Genomic DNA, 23,636 nt, shown 5'->3' on the forward strand with positions numbered 1-23,636 from the left:
CCACCACCCCCATCGGCCCCGACGACACCCGCTACCTCTCCCTCACCCAGCGCGGCTGCAACGCCCGCTTCATCGGCAGGCCCGACTACTTCCGCGTGGTCCACTCCACCGCCGAGGTCGTCGACGCCGTGCAGCACGCCGTGCGCCAGGGCAAGCGCATCGCCGCACGCAGCGGCGGCCACTGCTTCGAGGACTTCGTCGACCACCCGGACATCAAGGCCGTCATCGACATGTCGCCGATGCGCGAGATCTCGTACGACGCCGAGCGGCGGGCCTTCTGCGTGGAGCCCGGCGCGCAGCTCGCCGAGGTGTACCGCGAGCTGTTCGTCGGCTGGGGCGTGACGATCCCGGCGGGCGCGACCGCCGAGGTCGGCATCGGCGGCCACGTCGTCGGCGGCGGCTACGGCGTGATGTCGCGGCGCGACGGCGTCTCCGTGGACCACCTGCACGCGCTCGAAGTCGTCGTCGTGGACGAGGACGGCACCGCGCGTGCCGTCATCGCCGAGCGCGACCCCGACACCCCGCACCACGACCTGTGGTGGGCGCACACCGGCGCGGGCGGCGGCAACTTCGGCATCGTGACGCGGTACTGGTTCCGCACCCCGGGCGCCCGCGGCGACGACCCGACCAAACTGCTGCCGAAGGCCCCCGCCTCCTTCCTCGCCTTCCGGGCCGGGTGGACGTGGAAGGACCTCGACGCGCGGGACTTCAAGACCCTCATGCGCAACCACGGGCAGTGGTGCGAGCGCAACAGCGATCCCGACTCGCCGTACGCGCACCTGTTCAGCGTGCTGATGGTCAACACCACCCAGGCGGCGGGCTCCGGCGCCGTCCTGGCCGGTGTGATCGACGCGGCCGTGCCCGGCGCGCAGCGGCTCGTCGACGACTACATCGCGGCCGTCGGCCGGGGCGTGGGCGCCGAGCCCGCGATCCGCAGGCCGCCGCTGTCGTGGCTGAACGCCCTGACCTCCATCACGGACACCAGGTCGTCGCCGTTCAAGGTCAAGAGCGCGTACCTGCGGAAGACCTTCACGGACCGGCAGCTCGACGTCCTGCACGAGCACCTGCGGCCGTCCGACGACCCGGCCCGGCGCATCAGCGGCACGCTGTGGCTGGTCGCGTACGGCGGCGCGGCCCGCAAGGTCGCACCCGACGCGACCGCCGTCGCCCAGCGCGACTCCATCCTGAAGGCCGTCTACATGGCGGGCTGGGACGTGGAGACGCAGGACGGGGACCGCCAGATCGAGTGGGTGCGCTCGCTGTACCGCGGGGTGTACGCCGACAGCGGCGGCGTCCCGGTGCCGGGCGCGGTCAGCGACGGGGCGTTCATCAACTACCCGGACGCGGACCTGGCCGACCCGGAGCAGAACACGTCGGGCGTGCCCTGGTACACGCTCTACTACAAGGACAACTACCCGCGTCTGCAGCGGGTGAAGGCGAAGTACGACCCGCGCGACGAGTTCCGGCACCGGCTGTCGATCCGTCCGGCCCGGTAGGCGGACGTGGTGCGCCCGGCGGTCGGACCGATCCGCCGGGCGCGCCCTCGGTCAGGCGGTGTGGAGCCGCAGGTTGTACCGCTGAAGGATCTCGTTCACCGGCTGGAACCACGTCTCGCCACCGCTGCTGCAGTTGCCCCAGCCGCCGGACGTGACGCCCTGGGCCTGGTCGCCGCTGATGAACGAGCCGCCCGAGTCACCGCCCTCGGCGCAGACGCTGGTCTTGGTCAGCTGGTGGACGACGGCGCCGCCCGAGTAGTTGACGGTCTCGTTCTTGGCGAGAAGATTCCCGCAGTGCCACTTCGTGGTGGAACCGGAGCGGCAGATCGACGTGCCGACGGGCATCTCCGCGGAGCCCTTGACCAGCCGGTCGGGGATGGTGCCCCAGCCGAGCACGACGGGCACGGTCCACCAGCCGTTGCCGACGGACACCCAGGCGTAGTCGTTGTCGGGGAACGAAGAGCCCTGGAACGAACCGATGTTGGAGCCGTCCCAGCCACGCACACCCGCGCCCGCCTGGCCGCAGTGTCCGGCCGTGACGAAGCCGCCCTGCACGGAGAAGCCGATGGAGCACCGGACGTTGCCGGTGTAGTACGGGTCGCCGCCGACGGTTCCGGCGGCGAAGGTGCTCGGGCCCTGGGGGACGGTGTCCACGCGCAGGGGGGCGGTGGCGCGGACGCGCTTCAGGAATGAGGTGACATCGTTGTCGGCGCGGTGTCCTTCGACGACGTCGACGACGACCCGGTTGGCCTTGGCGTCGACCCGCCAACTCGCCACACCCTGCGGCGCCTTGGCCTTCTCGGCGAACTTGTCGACGCGCACCTTCGCCGCGTCCAGCTCGGCGGCACTGTGCTCGACGAACCGGACGTCGGCGCCGGTCCCGCGTACGTCGGCGGCGGCCCCGCGCCCGGTCAGGGCGACGGTGAGCCGCCCGCTCCCGGCGTCGAACCAGGCCCCGCCGTACGCGTGCCCGGCCGCCTTCCGCGCCGCGCGCTCGACCTTGACGGCCTGCTTCTCGTCGGCGAGCCGCTCGCGGGCGGCGGCGGGCGAAAGGCCGAGGTCACGTTCCATGGCCCGGAGAAGGCCGTCGGAGGCGAGGGCCTTGTCGGAGCCGGATGAGGTGGTGCCGGGGTCGGCGGCCGCGGCGGGCACGAGGGCGGTGCCCGCGCAGGCGGCCGCCAGTATGCAGGCGGACAGGCCGAGGCGTGCGCTGGTCTTGCGTCTCACAGGGTGTCCTCTCGTCGTTCCAACGTGGGTGGGGTGGAACAGAGTTGAACTATTGAGAGCGCTCTCAGTGCGTGATGGTGCGGCTGAGCGTAGAGAGCCTGCGCGGACAAGTCCAGACCTGTCACGGGCGTCGGGCCCGCCGTCAAATCAGGTGCGCCGCCGCCACCCCGTCGGCTACCGTCCCCCACGTGTCCGTGACCAAGTGACTCCAGGTGCCCCGCCCGCCTCCGCGCGGGCCCGTGGCACGGAAGCGTCCGTCTTCCTCCGCCCCCGCCGCCCACCGGCCGGCCCGGGGCCGATCTGGAGTGCCCACCTCGTGAAGAACACGCACACCCCTGCGCGCGATCGCCGCGCCCTCACCCTCACCCTGCTCTCCCTCCTCCAGTTCCTCATCGCCATCGACGTCACCGTCGTGAACGTCGCGGTCCCCACCATCGGGGCGCACTTCCACGCCGGGACGAGCTCCCTGTCCTGGGTCGTCACCGGCTACACCGTCGTCGGCGGCGGGCTGCTGCTGCTCGGCGGGCGGCTCACCGATCTGCTGGGCAGGCGGCGGATGTTCCTGCTCGGCGCCGCGCTCTTCGCCCTCGCGTCCCTGGCTGCCGGGCTCGCACCGAACCTGGAGGCGCTGATCGCCGCCCGCTTCGCACAGGGCGCGGGCGAGGCGCTCGCCTCGCCCGCGGCGATGTCGCTGATCGCGCTCCTCTACCCGGCCCCCGACGAGCGGGCCAAGGCGCTCGGCATCTGGGGCGCGATCTCCGCGAGCGGCCTCGTCGTCGGCGTCCTGCTGTCCGGCGCGATCGTCCAACTCCTCGACTGGCGCTGGATCTTCGGCATCAACGTGCCGGTCGCCGCGGTCGTGCTCCTGGCCACCCCGGCGCTCGTCGGGCCGGACGGGCCGCGGCGGAGGGGCCTGGCCGGACGCCGCCTCGATCTGCCCGGCGCGGCGCTCCTCACCGCCGGACCCCTGCTCCTGGTGTTCGGCGTGCTGCGCCACTCCGTGCCCGCGGCGCTCGCCGGATGCGCGCTCCTCGGCGCCTTCGTGGCCGTCGAGCGGTGCGCGAAGAACCCGCTCGTGCCGCTCGGCTTCTTCGCGCACCGCACGCGCACGGTCGCGAACGCGGCGACGGTCCTGCTCAGTGCGGGCCTCTCCACGACCTTCTTCCTGGCGACCCTCTACCTCCAGGACGTCCTCGGACTGACCCCGCTCCAGGCCGGGCTGGCCTACCTGCCGTTCTGCGCCTCGCTCCTGGTCGCGATGGCGGTGGTGGGCCGGGTCGTCCAGGCACTCGGCACGGCGTACGCGGCGGTGGCGGGCCTGCTCCTGACCGCCGCGGGCCTCGCCCTGCTGGCGCGACTGCCCGACCGCGGCAGCCTGTGGGTGGACGTCCTGCCCGGCATGGTCGCCGTCGCCGCGGGCATGGGCATCGGTCTGATCGCCCTGCAGAACGCGGCCCTGTCCGACGTGACCGAGGCGGACGCGGGCACCGCCTCCGGCGTCCAGCGCTCGGTCGACCAGCTGGGCGGCTCGCTCGGCCTCTCGGTCCTGGTGGGCGGCTCGTTCACGGGCGCGGCCCAAGTGGCCGACTTCCGGCTCGCGTTCGGGTGGGCGACGGTCGGGGTGCTGGTCGCGGCGGCGGGCGTGCTCCTGGCCCTCCGCAAGAAGTAGTCCATGGACGAGACCGCGGAGCCCGCTCGACAGCGCGATGTCGTCGTGCCTAAGATCCACGGCGACATCGCGTGCCGGTCACCGGCTGGGTGAGGCATGGAGGTGTCGGGAGATGCCTTGTGGAGGCATTCCTTGTCAGTTCAGTTGAATCACACGATCGTCCATGCCCGGGACAACCGGGAGTCCGCGGAGTTCTTCGCGGAGCTGCTGGGCCTCGAAATCGCCCAGGAATGGGGCCCGTTCATCGCGGTGGTCCTCAGCAACTCGGTCACCCTCGACTTCGCCGCCGTCCCCGCCGGGTCGATCACCCCGCAGCACTACGCCTTCCTCGTCTCGGAGGCGGAGTTCGAAGCGGCGTACGAAAAGATCAGGACGCGCGGCATCGAGCACTGGGCCGACCCGCACCAGAAGCAGCCGGGCGGGATCAACCGCAACGACGGCGGCCGGGGCGTGTACTTCCTGGATCCGGCGGGGCACGCGATGGAGCTCATCACCGTGCCGTACGGCGGCTGGCCGCAGCGGTAAGCACGACTCCCGCGGGGGCGGGTATCCCCAGATCCGGGGATACCCGCCCCCGCGTTCTCCTGGGAACTTCGTGGTCCGAGGTGCGGGGCGCGCCCTGAGCGTCCCGCACAGGGAGAGGAGAACCACGACATGACGCGATGGACCAGCGGCCGCCTGTGGCGCCCGGTGCTCGCCGTGACGATCGGCCTGGCGGCCGCTGTGGGCACGGGGGCGCAGGCGTCGGGATCGACGCGGAGCGGGGAGTCCGGGGCCGCCGCCTCCGGCTATCTGAACCTGCACCAGTGCGCGTACTACTCGAGCAGCCTCGACGACCACTTCAACACCTTCGTGACGCCGAGCGGCGACGGACGCTACTCCACCGGCACCAAGCACTCCGCCACCGCCGACACCACGGCGGCCTGCGGCGCGGGGAACGGCGTGCACGTACCCGTACCGCTCCTGCACGGGGTCAAGGCGCTGAACCTCGGCACCGGGCGCTACCTCAACCTCCAGCAGTGCGACTACTACCGGAGCGCGAGCACCGACCGCTTCACCACCCTGGTGACGCCGAGCGGCGACGGACGCTACTCCACCGGCACGAAGGTCTCGAACACCAAGGAGACCTCGCCCACCTGCGGTCCCGGCAACGGCAACCACGTGCCCAACCCCGGCCTCTCGGGCTCCCTGCCCCTGGACCTGACCGCGGGCCGCTACCTCAACCTGCACCAGTGCGTGTACTACTCGGAGCGGCTCAAGAGCCACATGACGAGCGTGGTGCCCGCCCCGGACAAGCGGTACACGACGGGCACGAAGATCTCCGACACCCAGGAGACGAACCCGGACTGCGGCGCCGGCAACGGCGACTACGTGCTCATCCCGCTGCTGTCGGCAGTGAAGAACATCCCGCTGAGCTGATCACCCGAGCCGGGGGCGGGCCGCCGCGTTCTCGTCACGCGGCGGCCCGCCCCCCTCCGCGTGCCCACGGGCCGTGCGGGCGGCGGTGACCAGGTCGGAGTCCGGGAAGCGCCCGCGCGGGGTGCGCGCGGTCAGCTCGGCGTCCATGATGGTGCAGCTCCCCGCGATGTCGTCGCTCGTGCAGTTCAACGCGTGGCGGAGATATCCCCGGGCCGCCTCCAACTCCGCGATCGTCTGCTCCAGGCGCACGAGTTGGGCGTCGATGGCCTCCTGCCAGTCGTCACGTGCGGCCTTTCCCGAGGTGACGACGGCGGCCTGGTCCAGCGGCATCCGGCCGACCACGCAGCACAGATAGGCGAGGCCGAGGCGGCGCAGGTCGGTGTCGCCGTAGAGCCGTTTCCCGCCGTCGCGGGCGGGCGGGTTGAGCACGCCCTGCTGCTCCCACCACCGCACCGTCGACGGCGCCAGGCCGTACAGGGCCGCCGCTTCACCGATGTGGACCGCATGTCGCCGTGTCATGAACTCAGTTGACATCAAGTCGACTTGAGGAGGCAAGGTCTTACTTAGGTAAACCTAAGTAGCCGTGTTCCCGCGGCAGCGCAGAGGGGTTCTGTCATGACAGCAGTGGAGTACGTGGAGACCGTCGTCGTCGGCGCCGGGCAGCAAGGATGCGGCGCGGCCGCGGCGCTGCAGGAGCTGGGGCACGAGGCGCTCGTTCTGGAGCGGGCGGAGATCGGTCAGGCCTGGGCGCACGAGCGGTGGGACAGCCTGCTGGTCGGCAGCGGGAACCGATCGGTCCGTTTTCCCGGCCTGGAGTACGACGGCGACGACCCCGACGGGTTCATGTCCGGGCCGGAGCTGGCCGAGCGCCTGCGTCGCTACACAAAAGAGCGGGGACTGCAGGTGCGCGAACACACCTCCGTCCGGGAGGTCGAGTGCCTGCCGGACGCCACGGACCACGACGAGGTGAGGTTCAGGACGCACCTGTCCGCCGGGGGCACCGTCGAGTCCCGCAACCTGGTCATGGCGGTGGGCGGCTACGCGGCGCCCCGCACCCCCGCCCTCGCCACCGACGTCGACCCGGCCGTCCACCAGCTGCACTCCCGCTATTACCGCAATCCCGCGGCCCTGCCGGACGGCGCGGTCCTCGTGGTCGGCGCGGGCATCAGCGGCCAGCAGATCGCGCACGAGCTGGTGAGCGCGGGACGGCGCACCTTCCTGTCGGTCGGGCGGCACCGCGCGTGGCCGCGCCACTACCGCGGCCGCGGCCTGCTCGAATGGCTGTCGGCGCTCTCCCTGTACGACGACTTCGGGACCGTGGGCGGCGACGGCGGCCCCGTGCTGCCCGGCCTGCCGGTGACCGCCGTGCGGGACAAGCGCGAGGACCTCAACGTCGGCACCCTGGCCGCGCGGGGCGTCACCCTGGTCGGCTCCGTGCGGGCGGCCGACGGCGGGACACTGCTCCTCAAGGACAACGTCGTCGCCGTCGCCGAGGAGTCCGCCCGCTCCTTCCGGTACGCCGTCGCCGAGATCGACGACCGCATCCGCCGACGGGGCTTCGTGGCGCCGGAGGAGAAGCCCGCCCCCGAGGTCCCCATGGAGCACGTCGCCGACTTCGGCGAACGGCTCGACCTGGCGCACCACGGCATCACGACGATCGTCTGGTGCACCGGATTCGGCCCCGACTACCGCATCCTGCCGCGCCACGTGCTGGACGGGAACGGGGCGCCGATCCAGGAGAAGGGCCTCCTCGGAGTGCTCCCCGGCCTGTACTACGCCGGGCTCCCCGACGGGAACTACGTGGTCCCGGTGGGCATCTCGGCGAACGTGGAGAACGGCCGGGCCCTCGCCCGGCTGATCCACGTCGACCACGTCATGCGCTCGGGCTCGTCGGAGTCGCTGGTCACGAGGTGAGCACGACCGTGTGACCAAGAACGCGGCGAGGGCCGCACCCCCGGGACATGCCCGGCGGTGCGGCCCTCGACTGCCCTGCCCGACCGCTTACTTGCGGATCAGGCTGCGCAGCACGTACTGCATGATGCCGCCGTTGCGGTAGTAGTCCGCCTCACCGGGGGTGTCGATGCGGACGACCGCGTCGAACTCGACACCGGTGTCGGTGGTGACCTTCACCGTGCGGGGGGTCGTGCCGTTGTTCAGCTCGGTCACGCCGGTGAAGGAGAAGGTCTCCTCGCCGGTCAGGCCGAGGGAGTCGGCGTTCTGGCCCTCCGGGAACTGGAGCGGCAGGACGCCCATGCCGATGAGGTTCGAGCGGTGGATGCGCTCGTACGACTCGGTGATGACGGCCTTGACGCCGAGGAGCGCGGTGCCCTTGGCGGCCCAGTCGCGGGACGAGCCGGAGCCGTACTCCTTGCCGCCCAGGATGACGAGCGGGGTGCCCTGCTCGATGTAGTTGCGCGAGGCGTCGTAGATGAACGACACCGGGCCGTCGGCCTGGGTGAAGTCACGGGTGAAGCCGCCCTCGGTGCCCGGCGCGAGCTGGTTGCGCAGGCGGATGTTCGCGAACGTGCCGCGAATCATGACCTCGTGGTTGCCGCGGCGCGAGCCGTAGGAGTTGAAGTCGCGGCGCTGCACGCCGTGCTCGGTGAGGTACTTGCCGGCCGGGGTGTCGGCCTTGATCGCACCGGCGGGCGAGATGTGGTCGGTGGTGACCGAGTCGCCCAGCTTGGCGAGGACGCGGGCGCCCGCGATGTCCTCGACGGGGGACGGCTCGTGCGCCATGCCCTCGAAGTACGGGGGCTTGCGGACGTACGTCGACTCGCTGTCCCACTCGAAGGTGTTGCCGGTCGGGATCGGCAGCGCCTGCCACTGGGCGTCGCCCGCGAAGACGTCGGAGTAGGACTTGTTGAACATGTCCTCGCCGATGGAGTTGGCGACGACGTCGTTGACCTCGGCCTCGGAGGGCCAGATGTCCTTGAGGAAGACCGGGTTGCCGTCCTGGTCGGTGCCGAGCGCCTCGGTCGTGATGTCGACCTTCATCGAACCCGCGATGGCGTACGCGACGACCAGCGGCGGGGACGCGAGGTAGTTCATCTTGACGTCGGGGTTGATGCGGCCCTCGAAGTTCCGGTTGCCGGAGAGGACCGAGGTGACCGCGAGGTCGTGGTCGTTGACGGCCTTCGAGACCTCCTCGGGCAGCGGGCCCGAGTTGCCGATGCAGGTGGTGCAGCCGTAGCCGACGAGGTTGAAGCCGACCTTGTCGAGGTAGGGGGTGAGCCCCGCCTTGTCGAAGTAGTCGGTGACGACCTTGGAGCCCGGGGCGAGGGTGGTCTTGACCCAGGGCTTCCGCGTCAGACCCTTCTCCACGGCCTTCTTCGCGACGAGCGCGGCGGCGACCATCACGTACGGGTTCGACGTGTTGGTGCAGGAGGTGATGGCCGCGACCGTCACCGCACCGTGGTCGATCTCGTAGGTCGAGCCGTCGGGGGCGGTGACCGTGGTCGGGTTCGACGGGACGCCGTTGGTGGTGGCCGGGGCGTCGGAGGCCGGGAAGGACTCCTCGCCCGCCTCGTCGGCGGTGGAGACGTAGTTGCGCACGTCGAGCGCGAACTGCTGCGAGGCGTTGGCGAGGACGATGCGGTCCTGCGGACGCTTCGGACCGGCGATCGACGGAACGACCGTGGAGAGGTCGAGCTCCAGCTTCTCCGAGAAGTCGGGCTCGGCGGCCGGGTCGAGCCAGAGGCCCTGCTCCTTGGCGTACGCCTCGACGAGCGCGACCTGCTGCTCGGAGCGGCCGGTGAGCTTGAGGTAGTTCAGCGTCTCGCCGTCGATCGGGAAGATCGCGGCGGTGGAGCCGAACTCCGGCGACATGTTGCCGATCGTGGCGCGGTTCGCGAGGGAGGTGGCGGCGACGCCCTCACCATAGAACTCGACGAACTTGCCGACGACGCCGTGCTTGCGCAGCATCTCGGTGATGGTGAGCACCAGGTCGGTGGCGGTGGTGCCCGGCTTCAGCTCGCCGGTCAGCTTGAAGCCGACGACGCGCGGGATGAGCATCGAGACCGGCTGGCCCAGCATCGCGGCCTCGGCCTCGATGCCACCGACGCCCCAGCCCAGGACGCCCAGGCCGTTGACCATCGTGGTGTGCGAGTCGGTGCCGACCAGCGTGTCGGGGTAGGCCTGGCCGTTGCGGACCATGACCGTGCGCGCCAGGTGCTCGATGTTGACCTGGTGGACGATGCCGGTGCCCGGGGGGACGACCTTGAAGTCGTCGAACGCGGTCTGGCCCCAGCGCAGGAACTGGTAGCGCTCCTTGTTGCGGCCGTACTCCAGCTCGACGTTCTGGCCGAAGGCGTCCTTCGTGCCGAACTTGTCGGCGATGACGGAGTGGTCGATGACCAGCTCGGCCGGGGAGAGCGGGTTGACCTTCGCCGGGTCGCCGCCGAGCTCCTTCACGGCCTCACGCATGGTGGCGAGGTCCACGACGCAGGGGACTCCGGTGAAGTCCTGCATGATCACGCGGGCCGGCGTGAACTGGATCTCCTGCGACGGCTGAGCCTGGGAGTCCCAGTTGCCGAGCGCGCGGATGTGGTCGGCGGTGATGTTCGCGCCGTCCTCGGTACGGAGCAGGTTCTCCAGCAGCACCTTCAGGCTGTAGGGAAGGCGTGCGGAGCCCTCGACCTTGTCCAGCTTGAAGATCTCGTACGACTCGTCGCCCACGCGCAGCGTGCTGCGGGCGTCGAAGCTGTTCGCCGACACGACAGTCTCCTTCAGATTTTTTCGCGCGTTCCGTACATCCTGCCGCCACGACTCCTCGTCGGTCCGCTAAGGTAAGGCTTAGTTAGGTAACCCTTACCGGGTGGCGGCTTCTGGTGCGCCTCGGCAGATATCTCGATGTCGAGATAACTCTAGTACATGACCCCTGGGTACGACGAGGCACGCCCTGGTGTCCCCCGTTGCGATGCCTGTTCCGGGTCGTCGTCGTGGAGGTAGCGGAAATGGAGCTCCACGCTCCCGTCCGCGCCCGCCAGGCAGGACAGCGCCAGATCCGGATCGACCAGCAGCCCCGGCTTCCCGGACCGGCATGGCTCCGCGATGACAGCGAGCGCGACGGCATGGTCGGCAAAGGGTCTCTCGGCGCCCGGACCCCCGTACAGCGTCCAGGTCGCCCCTCCCGCCACAGAGGCCAGGCGGTAGCGGTCAGGGCCGTGGGTGAGGGCGGCGACGGCCTCACCGATGGTGACGCCCCCGGGCACGACACGGGTCTCACCGATCATGTGGTGCGGCGGGACGTCATCGTCTCCCGCATGGACCCTGTCGCGGTCGATGTGCAGCACGAGGCCGTTCACCGGCATCAGACGACTCCGTTCCGCATCTCGCCCGGACGACCGGCCCGCTCCGCGGCGACCGCCACCGTCACGTACCGCATGGTGAAGCTGCCGCCCAGCGCGTCGACGGCCGTGCCGACGGCTTCGAGGACCTCGGCGACCGCGTCCGGCGCGAGGCGCGTGAGGACGCCCTGGGTCGGCAGCTGGTCCAGCCACGCGTCCCGTGTGTACGTCGTCTCCCAGCCGAAGCGCCACTCCTCGGGGGCGGCGAACGCGCCCGCGGCGCGGATTCCGTCGGCCGCCTTCGCGAGCAGCGGCCCGTGACCGTCCCTGGCCCGCTCCGGCGTGCCGCGGACGGAGACCGGCGAGTCGGGGGCCACCCGTTCGTAGGCATCGGCGAAGGCCTCCGCTATCGCGGGCGGCGGCTCATGCACGTTCCAGAAGGCGACGAGGCAGCCGCCGGGCCGCAGCACCCGCGCCGCCTTGGCGGCTCCCGCGGCCGGGTCGACCCAGTGCCAGGCCTGCCCCGCGACCACCGCGTCGAACTCCCGGCCCGCCGGGTCCCACTCCTCGAACGTCGCGACCTCGGCCGTGACCCCGAGCCGCCGCGCCCGGTCCGCCATCCGCCCGTCCGGCTCGACGCCGAGCACGGAACACCCCGCCGCCAGGAACTGCCGGGCGACGATGCCGGTGCCACAGCCGACGTCGAGGACGGCGGCCCCCGGGGCGGCCGCGACGACGCGTGCGACCAGGGCTTCGGGGTAACGGGGCCTGGACCGGTCGTAACGCTCGGCGTCCACGCCGAAGGATTCGGCCATCCGACGGTGCCGGTGCGGCTCGCTCTCAGGGATAGTGGGCATGCGCCCACTTTGAGTGGGCACGCGCCCACTCGTCAACCGGGCGGCAGGAACAGCAGAAGTCGGAGCAAGAGAGGGGCGGAACCCACGTGCCTACAGGGGTGGCCATCCGTGACGTGCGCGAGCAGCTGTTCGCCGCCGCCGAACGCGTCCTGCTCCGGGCGGGGCCGAACGCGCTGACCAGCCGCGCCGTCACCACGGAGGCGGGCTGCGCCAAGGGGGTCCTGCACCGGCACTTCGCCGACTTCGACGTGTTCCTCGCCGAGCTGGTGCGCGACCGCATCGCCGGGGTCGAGGCGCGCGGCACGGTCCTGCGCGGGGCCGCGGGCACGGGCACGGTCGTCGACAACCTCGCCGCCGCGCTGACGGACCTGTTCGGGCCGGTCGCACTGGGCGTCCTCGGCCTGGTCACCGCCCGGGACGGCCTGCGGACCGAGCTGCGCCGAACCACCCCGACGGGCATCCCCCTCCTGACGGAGGCCGGGACGGTCATCACCGCCTACCTGGCGGCGGAGCGCGGCCTCGGCCGTCTCACCGCGGACTCCGACACCGAGACGCTCGGGCTCACGCTGATCGGGAGCGGCCATCTGCTCTTCGCCGGGCGGGAGGGCGACGCGCCCGCGGGCGCCGATGTCCGCCGGGTCGTCGGCACGGTGCTCACCGGGGTGCTCGCCGGGGCGACGGCTCAGCCCGGCCGAGCAGGCTGAGTACGCGACGACGCCCGCACCACGAGCCCGGCCGGTACCGGCACCGGGCCCGAAGGCGCGGTGCCGTCGTTCTCGATGAGGGCGACGAGGACCGCCACGGCGGCGTGTGCCATGTGCTCCGGGGCGAGGGTCACCGTCGTCACGGGCGGAGTCGTGTCCGCGTAGCCGGGATCCTCGCTCGCGCAGACCACGCGCAGGTCGTCGGGGACGCGCAGACCGTGCCGGGCCGCGGCGGTCAGGAGCTGGCGGCCGCCGGGGTCGTACGCGGCATAGACGGCGTCGACGCGGTCCGCGTCCCGCAGCAGCGCGTCGAACGCGTGCCCCTGGTCGTCGGCCACGTCGAAGGGCACGACCAGCGGGGCCGCGCCGCGCTCCGCGCACCACTGCTCGTACGCCGCCGTCACCGCGCGGGCGTAGTGCTCGTCGCCGCTGCCGGACTGCAGGGCGATGCGACGGGCACCGGCGGCCGCGAGGTGGTCGAGCACCTCGCGGGTGGCGCTCTCGTGGTCGTTGTCGACCCAGTGGTCGCCGGGGCGGGGGTCGCCGGGGACGCCGTCGAAGACGAGCGGGATGCCGCGGGCGCGCAGGGCGCGGACCATCGGGTCGCCGCGCGGGCTGTCCACGATCAGCATGCCGTCGACGGCGAGGCTGTGCCAGGAGTCGTCGGCGGCGCGGTCGGCGGGGAGGGTGATGAGGGCGTAGCCGCGCGCGTGGGCGGCGGTGGTGGCCGCGGTGACGGCGCGTGAGAAGTAGGCGATCTCCGTGTAGTTCCAGGCGGCGGGGAACGTGGTGACCGCGACGCCGATCGTGCGGGTGCGGGGCGGCCCCGGTGTGCCGTAGCCGAGCCGGGTCGCCGTCTCGCGGACCCTGCGGCGGGTGGCCTCACCGACCCTGCCGGTGCCGTTGAGGGCGTGCGAGACCGTCGCCGTCGAGACCTCCGCGGCGCGGGCTATGTCGGCGAGAGTCGGCCCTGGCACGCGGCACATCGTACGGAATCCGTCGCCCGGGGCGGGTTCTGGTTAACGGATTACTCGTCGAGGGTTCCACCCACTCGTTTCGTTGCCGCTACGCCTTGGAGTGTGGTCGTGTCCGAACCCGTCGTGTCTCAGCCTGTCGTGTCCCCGTCGGTCGGGTCTCGGCCTGTCGTGTCCCCGTCCGTCGGGTCTCGGCCGGTCGCCTCTCCGTCCTCACCTCCCCCGCTCTCCCGGCGCGGTCTGCTCGCCGCCGCGGGGGCCGCGGGGGCCGTGGGGATCGTCGCCTCGGCCGGGCCCGCCGCCGCCTCGTCCCCGCGCCGGTCCGCCGCCCTCGTCGTGCACAACGCCCGTGTCTTCACCGGCACGTCGAGCCGCGCCCGGCACGAGGCCGTGGCCGTCGGGCGGGACGGGCGGATCCTCGCCGTCGGCACGGACGCCGCCGTCAAGCGCTTCGTCGGGCGGGACACCGACGTCGTGGACGCGCGGGGCGGCACCGTCATGAGCGGCATCCACGACGGGCACGCCCACCCGATGGACGCCGCGAGCCGCTCGCTGCGCCCCTCGCTCGCGGGGGCCGAGCAGACCGTCGAGGAGCTGCGGAAGACGCTGACCGGGTTCCTCAAGGACTCCGCCGACCAGGAGCCCGACGGGTGGCTGGTCGTGGAGGACTGGAACCCGGTCGGGCTGCTGCCGCACGGCACCGCCCCGCACCACTCGATGCTCGACTCCCTGCCGACCCGCCGCCCGATCGCCCTGCGCGGCGGCGACGGCCACAACCTGTGGGCCAACCAGCGCGCCCTGGACATCGCGAAGATCACCGCGACCACGCCCGACCCCGTCGGCGGCAAGATCGTCAAGGGGGCGGACGGCAAGCCGACCGGCGTACTCAAGGACGACGCCCAGCCGCTCGTCTCCCGGCACATCCCTGAACCCGACGGGACCCGGTTGGCGGATGCCGCCGCGAAGACGCTCGCCGAGGCCGCCGCGTCCGGGATCACCACCTTCATGGAAGCCGTGGTCGGGCGCGACGAACTGAAGCTCTATCAGCGCCTCGCCGAGTCGGGCCGCCTCCTCCAGCGCATCGTGCCCGCCCTGCGCGTCGAGACCGACCTGACGAAGGACCCGGCCGCCGCGCTCGCGTATGCGAACGGGCTGCGCGCGGACTTCGAGGACGTACGCGGACTGCGCTTCGGAACCATCAAGGTCTTCCTCGACGGCGTCATCGAGTACCCGGCGCAGACCGCCGCGCTGCTGGAGCCCTACCTGGACAAGGAGGGCAAACCCACCGACCACCGCGGCGACCTGTACGTGTCGGCGGCGGACTACGGACGGCTGAGCGCCGCGTTCAACGCCGCGGGCTGGCAGATGCACGCGCACGCCATCGGGGACCGGGCCGTGCGCACCTCCCTCGACGGGTACGCGTACGCCCTGCGGAAGACCGGCCGCCGTGATCTCCGCAACACCACGGCCCACCTCCAACTGGTCGATCCGGCCGACCTCCCCCGGTTCGCCGCGCTCGGCGCCGTCGCCTGCATGCAGCTCCAGTGGGCCACCCGCAACGTCTGGACCATGGACGCCCTGCTGCCCTACATCGGGGCCGGACGCCACCGTCGGCTCTACCCGGCGCGCAGTCTCCAGAAGCGGCGCGCGGCGCTCGCGGGTGGCTCGGACTGGCCGGTCGACCCTCTGCAGGTCTGGAACCAGATCCGCACCGCGATCGACCGCGAGGGCATGGAGGGAGAGGGCGACCTCAACCGCGCCGAGGAAGGCATCGGTCGTACGTCTTCCCTGCTCATGCACACCCTGGGCACCGCGCGTCAACTCCGCTCGGACCACCTCACCGGCACCGTCGAGAGGGGAAAAACAGCCGATCTCGTGCTGCTCGACCGCGATGTGACGCGGTGTCCGGTGGCCGATATCAGCTCTTCCGAGGTGCGCCTCACGCTCGTCGGGGGCACAGTGGTGCACGACGCGGAGTCGTCGGCAGGACGCGCGGCCGCCGCCCGAGTGACGCGGGCGGCGGCGGGGCCCCGGCCCACGGCGTACGCGTCGGTGCACGGCGGCCGGCATGCCTCGTGCGGCTGCGGCTGAGCCCCCGCGCACCGAACTCGCGCGCGAGGAAAGGCCCCTCGGACGGCCGATCCCCATCTGGCCCACCCCAGCGCGTACGCCATCTCATATCTGAGATAACCTGCGACACATGGCAGACGACTACCTCGTACGCATCGGCAAGCTCATCCGTGACGCCCGGCAGCACCGGGGCTGGACACAGACGCAGCTCGCCGAGGCGCTCAGCACCAGCCAGAGCGCCGTGAACCGCATCGAGCGCGGCAACCAGAACATCAGCCTTGAGATGATCGCCCGGATCGGCGAGGCTCTCGACAGTGAAATCGTCTCGCTCGGGTACGCGGGCCCCATGCATCTGCGAGTTGTCGGCGGCCGTCGGCTCTCCGGCGCCATCGACGTCAAGACGAGCAAGAACGCGTGCGTGGCGCTGCTCTGTGCGTCCCTCCTCAACAAGGGCCGCACGGTGCTGCGCCGCGTCGCCCGCATCGAGGAGGTGTACCGCCTCCTGGAGGTGCTCAACTCCATCGGCGTGCGCACCCGTTGGATCAACGACGGCGTCGACCTGGAGATCGTGCCGCCCGCCAAGCTGGACATGGACGCCATCGACGCGGAGGCGGCCCGCCGCACCCGCTCGATCATCATGTTCCTCGGCCCGCTCCTGCACCGCATGGACCACTTCAAGCTGCCGTACGCGGGCGGCTGTGACCTGGGCACCCGCACGATCGAGCCACACATGATCGCGCTGCGCCGGTTCGGTCTGGACATCGCGGCGACCGAGGGGCTGTACCACGCCGAGGTGGCGCGCGACGTCGCCCCCGACCGCCCCATCGTCCTCACCGAGCGCGGGGACACCGTCACCGAGAACGCGCTGCTGGCCGCGGCGCGCAGCGCGGGCACGACGGTCATCCGCAACGCGTCCTCGAACTACATGGTCCAGGACCTGTGCTTCTTCCTGGAGGCGCTCGGCGTCGAGGTCGAGGGCATCGGCACGACCACTCTGACCGTGCACGGCGTCCCCACCATCGACGTCGACGTCGACTACTCCCCCTCCGAGGACCCGGTCGAGGCGATGAGCCTGCTGGCCGCCGCCGTCGTCACGGAGTCGGAGCTGACGGTGCGCCGGGTGCCGATCGAGTTCCTGGAGATCGAGCTCGCGGTCCTGGAGGAGATGGGGCTCGACCACGACCGCAGCGCGGAGTACCCGGCCGACAACGGCCGGACGCGCCTGATCGACCTCACCGTGCGGCCCTCCAAGCTGGAGGCGCCGATCGACAAGATCCACCCGATGCCGTTCCCGGGCCTGAACATCGACAACGTCCCCTTCTTCGCGGCCATCGCGGCGGCGGCGCAGGGCAAGACGCTGATCCACGACTGGGTCTACGACAACCGGGCGATCTACCTCACGGACCTCAACCGCCTCGGCGGCCGTCTGCAGCTCCTGGACCCGCACCGGGTGCTCGTCGAGGGCCCGACCCGCTGGCGCGCCGCCGAGATGATGTGCCCGCCCGCGCTGCGCCCCGCCGTGGTCGTGCTGCTCGCGATGATGGCGGCCGAGGGCACGTCGGTGCTGCGCAACGTGTACGTGATCAACCGCGGCTACGAGGAGCTGGCGGAGCGCCTGAACTCGGTGGGCGCGCAGATCGAGACGTTCCGGGACATCTGACCGGGCCGGGACCGCCGGGGGCCGTGGGGCCCCGGCGGTCCTCTCGGTCCCGACTAGCCGCCCGACGCGGCGAGTTCCTTGAGGTCGACCGTCTCGTCCTTGCCCGGCGCCTTCGGGCTCACGGGCTTGCCGTAGTCGCCGAACGTCGCGTCGTTGGGGGCGTCGCCGCCCTTCGTGGTGACGCGGAGGATGTACGGCTTGCCCTCCGTGGCGACGTACATCGTGTTCGTCTCGCCGCCGGAGCCCTTCTTCGTCAGGGCGATCGCGTCCTTGCCGTCGACGGACGTCGTCTCGCCCTTCTTCATGCCCTTGCGCTCGGACTTGTTCTCGTCCATCGACGCGACCAGGCCCTGCTTGTCGCACATGCCGGCGGTGGAGGCGTCGTCGGCGGGCATCTTGACCCACTTGTCGGCGACCTCGGACAGCACCTTCTCGGAGCCGGGCTGGTTCTTCAGCGCCGTCTTCCAGTACTGCTCGTTGCCGCGCATGTACAAGGTGCCGTCCGTGTGCCGCACCTCGGCCTTCGAGCCACCGGTGCCGATCGACCCCTCGCAGTTCTTCTCCTGATCGACCGCGATGTCCAGGCTCACCGGCTTGCCGTCCTGCCGCATGTCGCCCTTGATGCGCATGGAATCGGCGCCCTTGGTGGCCGCGACCGCCTTGGACGCGATCTGGTCGGCGCTGTCCTTGGCGAACGGCTCGTCGGAGCCGCCTCCGTCGTCGCTGTCGCCACAGCTCGACAGCAGCGCCGCCGTGAGCACCGTAATTCCGATGACACCCGAAACCCTTCGTGTACGCACGCGGTAACCCCTTCCGCGGAACTCTCGGACGTTCCGTCGCCCACGACCCCAGTGGTCGTGGTCGTCGCCGGTTACCCCGCGATCCGTACGTTGCACCCGGTAGCGGGCATTCCGCCTTCCCGGAGAACGTCGGTGCATGACGCCGGAAACCGGGGGTAACAGGGGCATCAGTTCCCTTCAGCAGTTCCCCCCACCGACACCTGTACAGGAGTGCTTTCATGCTGCAGGCGCACCCCACCGTCCTCTCCGACCTGGTCGAACGCTACGAATCGCTCCACGCGAAGACGGACCGCGCCGCGGTGGACCCCGCACTGCGCCAACAGCTCGACGACGTCACGTACACGCTGTGCGTGATCACCGGCACCCGCTCCCTGGAGCAGGCTCTCGCCGCGGCCCGTCGACGGGCCGGAGGGGGACGCGGTCAGGCGAGCACGGCCGTCCCGTCCAGTTCGACCAGTGCTTCCTCGTCCCACAGCCGCACGATGCCCACCACCGCCATCGCCGGATAGTCGCGGCCCGCCAACCGCTTCCAGATGCGGCCCAGTTCGGGGGCGCAGGCGCGGTAGTCGGCGACGTCCGTGGCGTAGACCGTGACGCGGGCGAGGTCGGCGGGGGTGCCGCCCGCGTGGCGGAGGGCCGTGAGGAGGTTGGTCAGGGCCCGCTCGAACTGCTCGGGCAGGGTCGATCCGGTGACCTTGCCCGCACCGTCCAGCGCGGTCTGCCCGGCGAGGAAGACGAGGCGTGAGCCGGTCGCGGTGACGGCGTGCGAGAAGCCGGTGGGCGGGGAGAGTTCGGCGGGGTTGACGCGGTGCAGGCTGCTCATGCGGGCGGCTCCTCCTGGTGGGCGTACAGCTCCTTGGCGATGATGGTGCGCTGGACCTCGCTCGCGCCCTCGTAGATGCGGGGCGCGCGGACCTCGCGGTAGAGGTGTTCGAGGAGGTGGCCGCGGCGCAGTGCGCGGGCGCCGTGCAGCTGGACCGCCGCGTCGACCACGTACTGGGCGGTCTCCGTGGCGATGAGCTTCGCCATGGCGGCGCGCCGGGCGATGCCGGGGCTCTGCGGGCCCTCGCGGTCGTACGCCGCCGCTGCCGCGTACACCATCAGACGGGCCGCCTCCGTGCGCGTGGCCATCTCGGCGACCTGGTGACCGACGGACTGCAGGTCCTTCAACGTGCCGCCGAACGCGGTCCGTTCGGCCGTGTGGGCCAGCGTGGCGTCGAGTGCGGACTGCGCCATGCCGACCGCGAAGGCGCCGACGCTCGGCCGGAACCGGTTGAGGGTGGTCATCGCGACCCGGAAGCCGCGGTCGACCTCGCCGAGCACGTCGTCGCCGTCGACCCGCACGCCGTCGAAGGCGAGGGCGCCGATGGGGTGCGGGGAGAGCATGTCGAGGGGTGTGCCGGTGAGGCCCGCGCGGTCGGCGGGGACCAGGAACGCGGTGACGCCGCGGGACCCCGCACCCGGGGACGTACGGGCGAAGACGCTGTAGAAGTCGGCTTCGGGCGCGTTGGAGATCCAGCACTTCTCGCCGGTGAGGCGCCAGCCGCCGGACCCGTCCCGCTCCGCCGCGAGGCTCAGGGCCGCCGCGTCCGAGCCCGCGCCCGGCTCGGAGAGCGCGAAGGCCGCGACGGCGTGCCCCGCACGGACGGGCGGCAGCCACCGCTCCCGCTGCGCGGCCGAGCCGTGGGCGTGCACGGGGTGGGCGCCGAGGCCCTGCAGGGCGAGGGCGGTCTCCGCCTCCGTGCAGGCGTACGCGAGGGATTCGCGCATCAGGCAGAGGTCCAGGGCGCCCGCGCCCCGCGCGCGGACACCGGCCCCTTCCCCGGGCTGCTCCCCGCTCGCCCCCCGCTCCTCGAACAGGCAGTCCAGCAGGCCCAGTTCGCCGAGCTCGGCGACCAGCGGCCGGTTCACATGGCCGGGCTCACCCTTCTCCGCCAGGGGGCGCAGCCGCTCGGCGGCCAGTGTCCGCAGCTCCGCACAACGGGCGGTTTGTTCAGGATTGAGCGAGAATGCCGTCATCCCGGACCCCTCCTTTATCGCGCACCGTTGACTGTCGTCACCATCACGATACGCTCATGGAGCGAGCCCACCACAGCGCCCGACCGGCAGGCAAGGGGGCAGAGCCGCCATGGAACCCACCGGCAATCCAGCCAACCCGGGGCTGACACCATCCGGCCACGTCGACACGTTCGCCCGGGACCACCTCCCGCCGCGCGAACGGTGGCCCGTACTGGTCCACGACCGGCCCGAACTGCACTACCCCGACCGCCTCAACTGCGGCGCGGAGCTCCTCGACCGGTCCGCCGAACGGTTCGGCGCCGAGCGACCCGCCTTCCACGCGCCGTCCGGCGAGACCTGGACGTACGGCACGCTGCGGGAGCACGTCGACCGGATCGCGCACGTGCTGACCGGCGAACTCGGCGTACGGCCCGGCCAGCGCGTCCTGCTGCGCGGGCCCACCACGCCGTGGCTCGCGGCCTGCTGGCTCGCGGTGATGAAGGCAGGCGCGGTCGCCGTGACCGTCCTCGCCCAGCAGCGCTCGCAGGAGCTCGCCACCATGTGCGAGATCGCCGAGGTGCGGCACGCGCTCTGCGACATCCGGTCGGTCGACGACCTGATCAAGGCAGGCGTGCCGGGCCTGAGCGTCACCACGTACGGCGGCGAGGGCCCCGACGACCTCCTCGCGCGCGCCGCCCGCCATCCAGGGCGGTACGAGGCGGTGGACACGGCGGCCGACGACGTCGCACTGATCGCGTTCACCTCCGGCACGACGGGCCGCCCCAAAGGCTGCATGCACTTCCACCGCGACGTGCTCGCCATCGCCGACACCTTCGCGCGGCACATCCTCAAGCCGGTGCCCGACGACGTCTTCGCGGGCAGCCCGCCGCTCGGCTTCACCTTCGGGCTCGGCGGCCTCGTCATCTTCCCGCTGCGCTTCGGCGCCTCCTCCGTGCTGCTCGAACAGGCGGGCCCCAAGCAGCTGTTGCCCGCCATCGGACGGTACGGCATCACCGTGCTCTTCACCGCGCCCACCGCGTACCGCACGATGCTGGACCAGCTCGACGCGCACGACGTCTCCTCGCTGCGCCGCTGCGTCTCGGCCGGCGAGAACCTCCCCGCGGCCACCTGGCAGGCCTGGCACCAGCGCACCGGACACCGCGTCATCAACGGCATCGGCGCGACGGAGCTGCTGCACATCTTCATCTCCGCCGCAGACGACGCGATCAGGCCCGGCACCACGGGACGCCCCGTACCGGGGTGGCACGCGCGCGTGGTCGACGACTCCGGCGCCCCGGTGCCGGACGGCGAACCGGGACTGCTCGCCGTGCGCGGCCCGGTGGGCTGCCGCTACCTCGCCGACGACCGCCAACTGCAGTACGTGCGGCACGGCTGGAACGTCACGGGCGACACCTACGTCCGCGACCCCGACGGCTACTTCCGCTATGTCGCCCGCGCGGACGACATGATCATCTCGGCCGGGTACAACGTCGCGGGCCCCGAGGTCGAGGAGGCCCTGCTGCGCCACCCGGACGTCGCCGAGACGGCGGTCGTGGGACGCCCCGACGAACTGCGCGGCCAGATAGTGGTGGCATACGTCGTCCCGCGCGAAGGAGCGCGCCCGGACGCGGACCGGCTGCGCGAGTTCGTCAAGGGCGAGCTCGTGCCGTACAAGTGCCCGCGCGAGATCGTCTTCCTGGACGCGCTCCCGAGGACGGCGACGGGGAAGCTGCAGCGCTTCCGGCTGCGGACACAGCCGCCGCAGGAGCCGGGCCCGTAGAGTGATCACGTGTCCGAGCAGCACACTCCACGGTCCCTGATCGTCACCTTCTACGGCGCCTACGGCCGGGCCGCGCCCGGCCCCGTCCCGGTGGCCGAGCTGGTGCGCCTCCTCGCGCCGGTCGGCGTCGACGCGCCGTCGGTGCGGTCCTCGGTGTCCCGGCTGAAGCGGCGCGGTCTCCTCGTGCCCGGACGCACGGAAGCGGGCGCGGCAGGATACGCGCTCTCGCCCGACGCCGGCCAGCTCCTGGAGGACGGCGACCGCCGCATCTACGGCCCGTCGCCCGCGCGGGCGACGGGCGGCTGGGTCCTCGCCGTCTTCTCCGTCCCCGAGGCCGAGCGCCACAAGCGGCACGTGCTGCGCTCCCGCCTCGCGGGCCTCGGCTTCGGCACGGCGGCACCCGGCGTCTGGATCGCCCCCGCCCATCTCTACGAGGAGACCAGGCACACCCTGGAACGCCTCCAACTCGCCTCGTACGTGGACCTGTTCCGCGGCGAGCACCTGGGCTACGCACCGACGGCCGAGGCCGTCGCGCGCTGGTGGGACCTCTCCTCCCTGGCCAAGCAGCACGAGGCGTTCCTGGACCGCCACGAGCCGGTGCTGCGTTCCTGGGAGGCCCGGGGGGACACGCCCCCGGCCCCCGAGGAGGCGTACCGCGACCATCTCCTGGCCCTCGACTCCTGGCGCCGGCTCCCCTACGCCGACCCGGGTCTGCCCGCCGCTCTGCTGCCCTCGGACTGGCCGGGCGCCCGCTCGGCGGCGGTGTTCGCGGCGCTCGACGAGTGGCTCCGGGAGGCCGGGGCGCGGTTCGTGCACCCCGCATAGGCTGGCCCCGGATTCGGTGGTCCTGGGCTCGGGAGGAGTCGGCGGATGGACGCAGACGTGCTGCGCTGGAGCGCGTACCGCAGTGTGCCGTGGAAGAACGGCGGCGGTATCACCAGGGAGGTCGCGGACGGCACCGACTGGCGGGTGAGCGTCGCGGACGTGGCCGGGGACGGCGCGTTCTCCGTCTTTCCCGGCCTCGACCGCGTGATCACTCCGGTCGAGGGCGAGGGCATGGTCCTGACCGTGGACGGGACCGCGTGGCCGGTCGGGCCGCTGAGCCCCTTCGCCTTCCCCGGCGACGCGACGACGGACTGCCGGGTGACGGCGGGCGCGGTGCGCAACATGAACGTGATGACCCGCAGGGGCCGGGCGACGGCGCAGGTGGAGACCGTCACCGTCACCGCCGCGCAGGAGGCGGAGGCGGCGTGCGCCGCGGGCGAGACCCTGCTGGTCATGGCCGTCACCGAAGGGATCGCCGTCGGTGGGGCGGCCGGGCGGGAGGCCTCGCTGGGCCGTCTCGACTGTGTACGCCGGGACGGCCCGGGGGCGTTGACGGTCCGGGGCGTGGGCACGGTGGCCCTGATCAGGATCACCGTGACGCGCTGAGGGCGGGGCGGCTCAGTCGGCCAGTCTCAGCCTCTGTTTGGGGGCGTCCGTGCGGCCGGTCTGGGGCCTGCGGCTGCCCGCGCGGTACTGGGCGGGCCAGGTCGCGCCCGGTCCGGTGTACTCCTGTTCGGCGGCGGCGTGCAGAGTCCAGTGGGGGTCGTAGAGGTGGGGGCGGGCCAGGGCGCAGAGGTCGGCGCGGCCCGCCAGGAGCAGGGAGTTGACGTCGTCCCAGGAGGAGACGGCGCCGACGGTGATCACCGGGA

The 23,636-nt window shown here is 72.0% G+C and carries 21 protein-coding genes and 1 pseudogene; 12 read left to right on the forward strand and 10 right to left on the reverse strand.

Annotation, left to right across the window (positions count from 1 at the left end; all coding sequences use genetic code 11):
- Nucleotides 1–1,496: FAD-binding oxidoreductase (locus AOK03_RS36460; RefSeq protein WP_341845842.1), on the forward strand; the 1,496-nt coding region annotated here is incomplete at its 5' end.
- A 51-nt stretch (nucleotides 1,497–1,547) separates the two neighbouring features.
- Here the strand turns inward: AOK03_RS36460 and AOK03_RS36465 are convergent.
- On the reverse strand, nucleotides 1,548–2,723 hold the full coding sequence (locus tag AOK03_RS36465) for a S1 family peptidase (RefSeq protein ID WP_055569674.1): 1,176 nt from the start codon (nucleotides 2,721–2,723) through the stop codon (nucleotides 1,548–1,550).
- 316 nt (nucleotides 2,724–3,039) lie between these two features.
- On the opposite strand from AOK03_RS36465, the gene AOK03_RS36470 reads away from it, so the two are divergent.
- From AOK03_RS36470 to AOK03_RS36480, 3 genes are all read left to right on the forward strand, one after another.
- Nucleotides 3,040–4,392 carry an MFS transporter gene (locus AOK03_RS36470; protein ID WP_055569675.1) on the forward strand — a complete coding sequence of 451 codons (1,353 nt, stop codon included), beginning with the start codon at nucleotides 3,040–3,042 and terminating at the stop codon, nucleotides 4,390–4,392.
- A 132-nt stretch (nucleotides 4,393–4,524) separates the two neighbouring features.
- Nucleotides 4,525–4,917 (forward strand): VOC family protein, encoded by a 393-nt coding sequence (locus AOK03_RS36475; RefSeq protein ID WP_055569676.1) that lies wholly within the window; start codon nucleotides 4,525–4,527, stop codon nucleotides 4,915–4,917.
- Between the two features lie 129 nt (nucleotides 4,918–5,046).
- Nucleotides 5,047–5,811, forward strand: a complete 765-nt coding sequence (locus AOK03_RS36480) for a hypothetical protein (protein ID WP_055569677.1) — start codon at nucleotides 5,047–5,049, stop codon at nucleotides 5,809–5,811.
- Here AOK03_RS36480 and AOK03_RS36485 read toward each other — a convergent pair whose 3' ends face one another.
- Entirely contained in the window at nucleotides 5,812–6,330 is a 519-nt protein-coding gene (locus AOK03_RS36485; protein WP_055569678.1) for a helix-turn-helix domain-containing protein, read from the reverse strand.
- A 96-nt stretch (nucleotides 6,331–6,426) separates the two neighbouring features.
- On the opposite strand from AOK03_RS36485, the gene AOK03_RS36490 reads away from it, so the two are divergent.
- Nucleotides 6,427–7,725 (forward strand): flavin-containing monooxygenase, encoded by a 1,299-nt coding sequence (locus AOK03_RS36490; protein WP_055569679.1) that lies wholly within the window; start codon nucleotides 6,427–6,429, stop codon nucleotides 7,723–7,725.
- An 87-nt stretch (nucleotides 7,726–7,812) separates the two neighbouring features.
- Here AOK03_RS36490 and acnA read toward each other — a convergent pair whose 3' ends face one another.
- The 3 genes from acnA to AOK03_RS36505 form a co-directional block, all read right to left on the reverse strand.
- Nucleotides 7,813–10,527: an aconitate hydratase AcnA gene (gene acnA / locus AOK03_RS36495; protein WP_055569680.1), complete on the reverse strand. Its 2,715-nt coding sequence runs from the start codon at nucleotides 10,525–10,527 to the stop codon at nucleotides 7,813–7,815.
- Nucleotides 10,528–10,676: 149 nt separating this feature from the next.
- Nucleotides 10,677–11,123 (reverse strand): hypothetical protein, encoded by a 447-nt coding sequence (locus AOK03_RS36500; protein WP_055569681.1) that lies wholly within the window; start codon nucleotides 11,121–11,123, stop codon nucleotides 10,677–10,679.
- Nucleotides 11,123–11,956, reverse strand: coding sequence for a class I SAM-dependent methyltransferase (locus AOK03_RS36505; RefSeq protein ID WP_244177889.1), 834 nt, complete (start codon nucleotides 11,954–11,956; stop codon nucleotides 11,123–11,125). Before AOK03_RS36505 ends, AOK03_RS36500 begins: the two co-directional genes overlap by 1 nt.
- Nucleotides 11,957–12,042: 86 nt before the next feature.
- On the opposite strand from AOK03_RS36505, the gene AOK03_RS36510 reads away from it, so the two are divergent.
- A complete protein-coding gene (locus AOK03_RS36510; RefSeq protein WP_055569683.1) occupies nucleotides 12,043–12,660 on the forward strand; it encodes a TetR/AcrR family transcriptional regulator in 618 nt (205 codons plus the stop codon).
- Here AOK03_RS36510 and AOK03_RS36515 read toward each other — a convergent pair.
- Complete coding sequence (locus AOK03_RS36515) at nucleotides 12,639–13,646, reverse strand: LacI family DNA-binding transcriptional regulator (protein ID WP_055569684.1); 1,008 nt, start codon at nucleotides 13,644–13,646, stop codon at nucleotides 12,639–12,641. The two genes, AOK03_RS36510 and AOK03_RS36515, sit on opposite strands and share 22 nt — an antisense overlap.
- A 258-nt stretch (nucleotides 13,647–13,904) precedes the next feature.
- Between AOK03_RS36515 and AOK03_RS36520 the strand changes: the two genes are divergently transcribed.
- Nucleotides 13,905–15,725 carry an amidohydrolase gene (locus tag AOK03_RS36520; RefSeq protein WP_341845843.1) on the forward strand — a complete coding sequence of 607 codons (1,821 nt, stop codon included), beginning with the start codon at nucleotides 13,905–13,907 and terminating at the stop codon, nucleotides 15,723–15,725.
- 109 nt (nucleotides 15,726–15,834) lie between these two features.
- Nucleotides 15,835–17,364: a helix-turn-helix domain-containing protein gene (locus AOK03_RS36525; RefSeq protein ID WP_055569686.1), complete on the forward strand. Its 1,530-nt coding sequence runs from the start codon at nucleotides 15,835–15,837 to the stop codon at nucleotides 17,362–17,364.
- 53 nt (nucleotides 17,365–17,417) lie between these two features.
- On the opposite strand, the gene AOK03_RS36530 is transcribed toward AOK03_RS36525, so the two are convergent.
- Entirely contained in the window at nucleotides 17,418–18,164 is a 747-nt protein-coding gene (locus AOK03_RS36530) for a hypothetical protein (RefSeq protein ID WP_055569687.1), read from the reverse strand.
- A 218-nt stretch (nucleotides 18,165–18,382) separates the two neighbouring features.
- Here AOK03_RS36530 and AOK03_RS36535 point away from each other — a divergent pair, with 218 nt between their 5' ends.
- Nucleotides 18,383–18,673: a DUF5133 domain-containing protein gene (locus AOK03_RS36535; protein WP_055569688.1), complete on the forward strand. Its 291-nt coding sequence runs from the start codon at nucleotides 18,383–18,385 to the stop codon at nucleotides 18,671–18,673.
- On the opposite strand, the gene AOK03_RS36540 is transcribed toward AOK03_RS36535, so the two are convergent.
- Complete coding sequence (locus AOK03_RS36540; protein WP_055569689.1) at nucleotides 18,586–18,987, reverse strand: RidA family protein; 402 nt, start codon at nucleotides 18,985–18,987, stop codon at nucleotides 18,586–18,588. The two genes, AOK03_RS36535 and AOK03_RS36540, sit on opposite strands and share 88 nt — an antisense overlap.
- Entirely contained in the window at nucleotides 18,984–20,183 is a 1,200-nt protein-coding gene (locus tag AOK03_RS36545) for an acyl-CoA dehydrogenase family protein (RefSeq protein WP_055569690.1), read from the reverse strand. Before AOK03_RS36545 ends, AOK03_RS36540 begins: the two co-directional genes overlap by 4 nt.
- 109 nt (nucleotides 20,184–20,292) lie before the next feature.
- On the opposite strand from AOK03_RS36545, the gene AOK03_RS36550 reads away from it, so the two are divergent.
- The 3 genes from AOK03_RS36550 to AOK03_RS36560 are packed head-to-tail and all read left to right on the forward strand — an operon-like array spanning nucleotide 20,293 to nucleotide 23,373.
- Nucleotides 20,293–21,942: an AMP-binding protein gene (locus AOK03_RS36550; protein ID WP_055569691.1), complete on the forward strand. Its 1,650-nt coding sequence runs from the start codon at nucleotides 20,293–20,295 to the stop codon at nucleotides 21,940–21,942.
- A gap of 9 nt (nucleotides 21,943–21,951) precedes the next feature.
- The gene (locus tag AOK03_RS36555) at nucleotides 21,952–22,767 is read left to right on the forward strand and encodes a PaaX family transcriptional regulator (RefSeq protein ID WP_055569692.1); all 816 of its coding nucleotides are present in this window, start codon (nucleotides 21,952–21,954) and stop codon (nucleotides 22,765–22,767) included.
- Nucleotides 22,768–22,812: 45 nt separating this feature from the next.
- The gene (locus tag AOK03_RS36560) at nucleotides 22,813–23,373 is read left to right on the forward strand and encodes a HutD/Ves family protein (protein ID WP_079075182.1); all 561 of its coding nucleotides are present in this window, start codon (nucleotides 22,813–22,815) and stop codon (nucleotides 23,371–23,373) included.
- A 12-nt stretch (nucleotides 23,374–23,385) separates the two neighbouring features.
- Here the strand turns inward: AOK03_RS36560 and AOK03_RS36565 are convergent.
- Nucleotides 23,386–23,636 (reverse strand): annotated as a pseudogene (locus AOK03_RS36565) (bifunctional salicylyl-CoA 5-hydroxylase/oxidoreductase); the annotation flags it as partial.

This window comes from Streptomyces atriruber (genome assembly GCF_001418325.1).
Classification (GTDB): domain Bacteria; phylum Actinomycetota; class Actinomycetes; order Streptomycetales; family Streptomycetaceae; genus Streptomyces; species Streptomyces atriruber.

Coding starts and splice junctions, on each gene's coding strand:
- AOK03_RS36535 (WP_055569688.1), top strand. CDS start 18,383: ATGCTGCAGGCGCACCCCACCGTCCTCTCCGACCTGGTCGAACGCTAC.
- AOK03_RS36525 (WP_055569686.1), top strand. CDS start 15,835: ATGGCAGACGACTACCTCGTACGCATCGGCAAGCTCATCCGTGACGCC.
- AOK03_RS36515 (WP_055569684.1), bottom strand. CDS start 13,646: ATGTGCCGCGTGCCAGGGCCGACTCTCGCCGACATAGCCCGCGCCGCG.
- AOK03_RS36540 (WP_055569689.1), bottom strand. CDS start 18,987: ATGAGCAGCCTGCACCGCGTCAACCCCGCCGAACTCTCCCCGCCCACC.
- AOK03_RS36485 (WP_055569678.1), bottom strand. CDS start 6,330: ATGACACGGCGACATGCGGTCCACATCGGTGAAGCGGCGGCCCTGTAC.
- AOK03_RS36560 (WP_079075182.1), top strand. CDS start 22,813: ATGGACGCAGACGTGCTGCGCTGGAGCGCGTACCGCAGTGTGCCGTGG.
- AOK03_RS36500 (WP_055569681.1), bottom strand. CDS start 11,123: ATGCCGGTGAACGGCCTCGTGCTGCACATCGACCGCGACAGGGTCCAT.
- AOK03_RS36490 (WP_055569679.1), top strand. CDS start 6,427: ATGACAGCAGTGGAGTACGTGGAGACCGTCGTCGTCGGCGCCGGGCAG.
- AOK03_RS36480 (WP_055569677.1), top strand. CDS start 5,047: ATGACGCGATGGACCAGCGGCCGCCTGTGGCGCCCGGTGCTCGCCGTG.
- AOK03_RS36550 (WP_055569691.1), top strand. CDS start 20,293: ATGGAACCCACCGGCAATCCAGCCAACCCGGGGCTGACACCATCCGGC.
- AOK03_RS36505 (WP_244177889.1), bottom strand. CDS start 11,956: ATGCCCACTATCCCTGAGAGCGAGCCGCACCGGCACCGTCGGATGGCC.
- AOK03_RS36545 (WP_055569690.1), bottom strand. CDS start 20,183: ATGACGGCATTCTCGCTCAATCCTGAACAAACCGCCCGTTGTGCGGAG.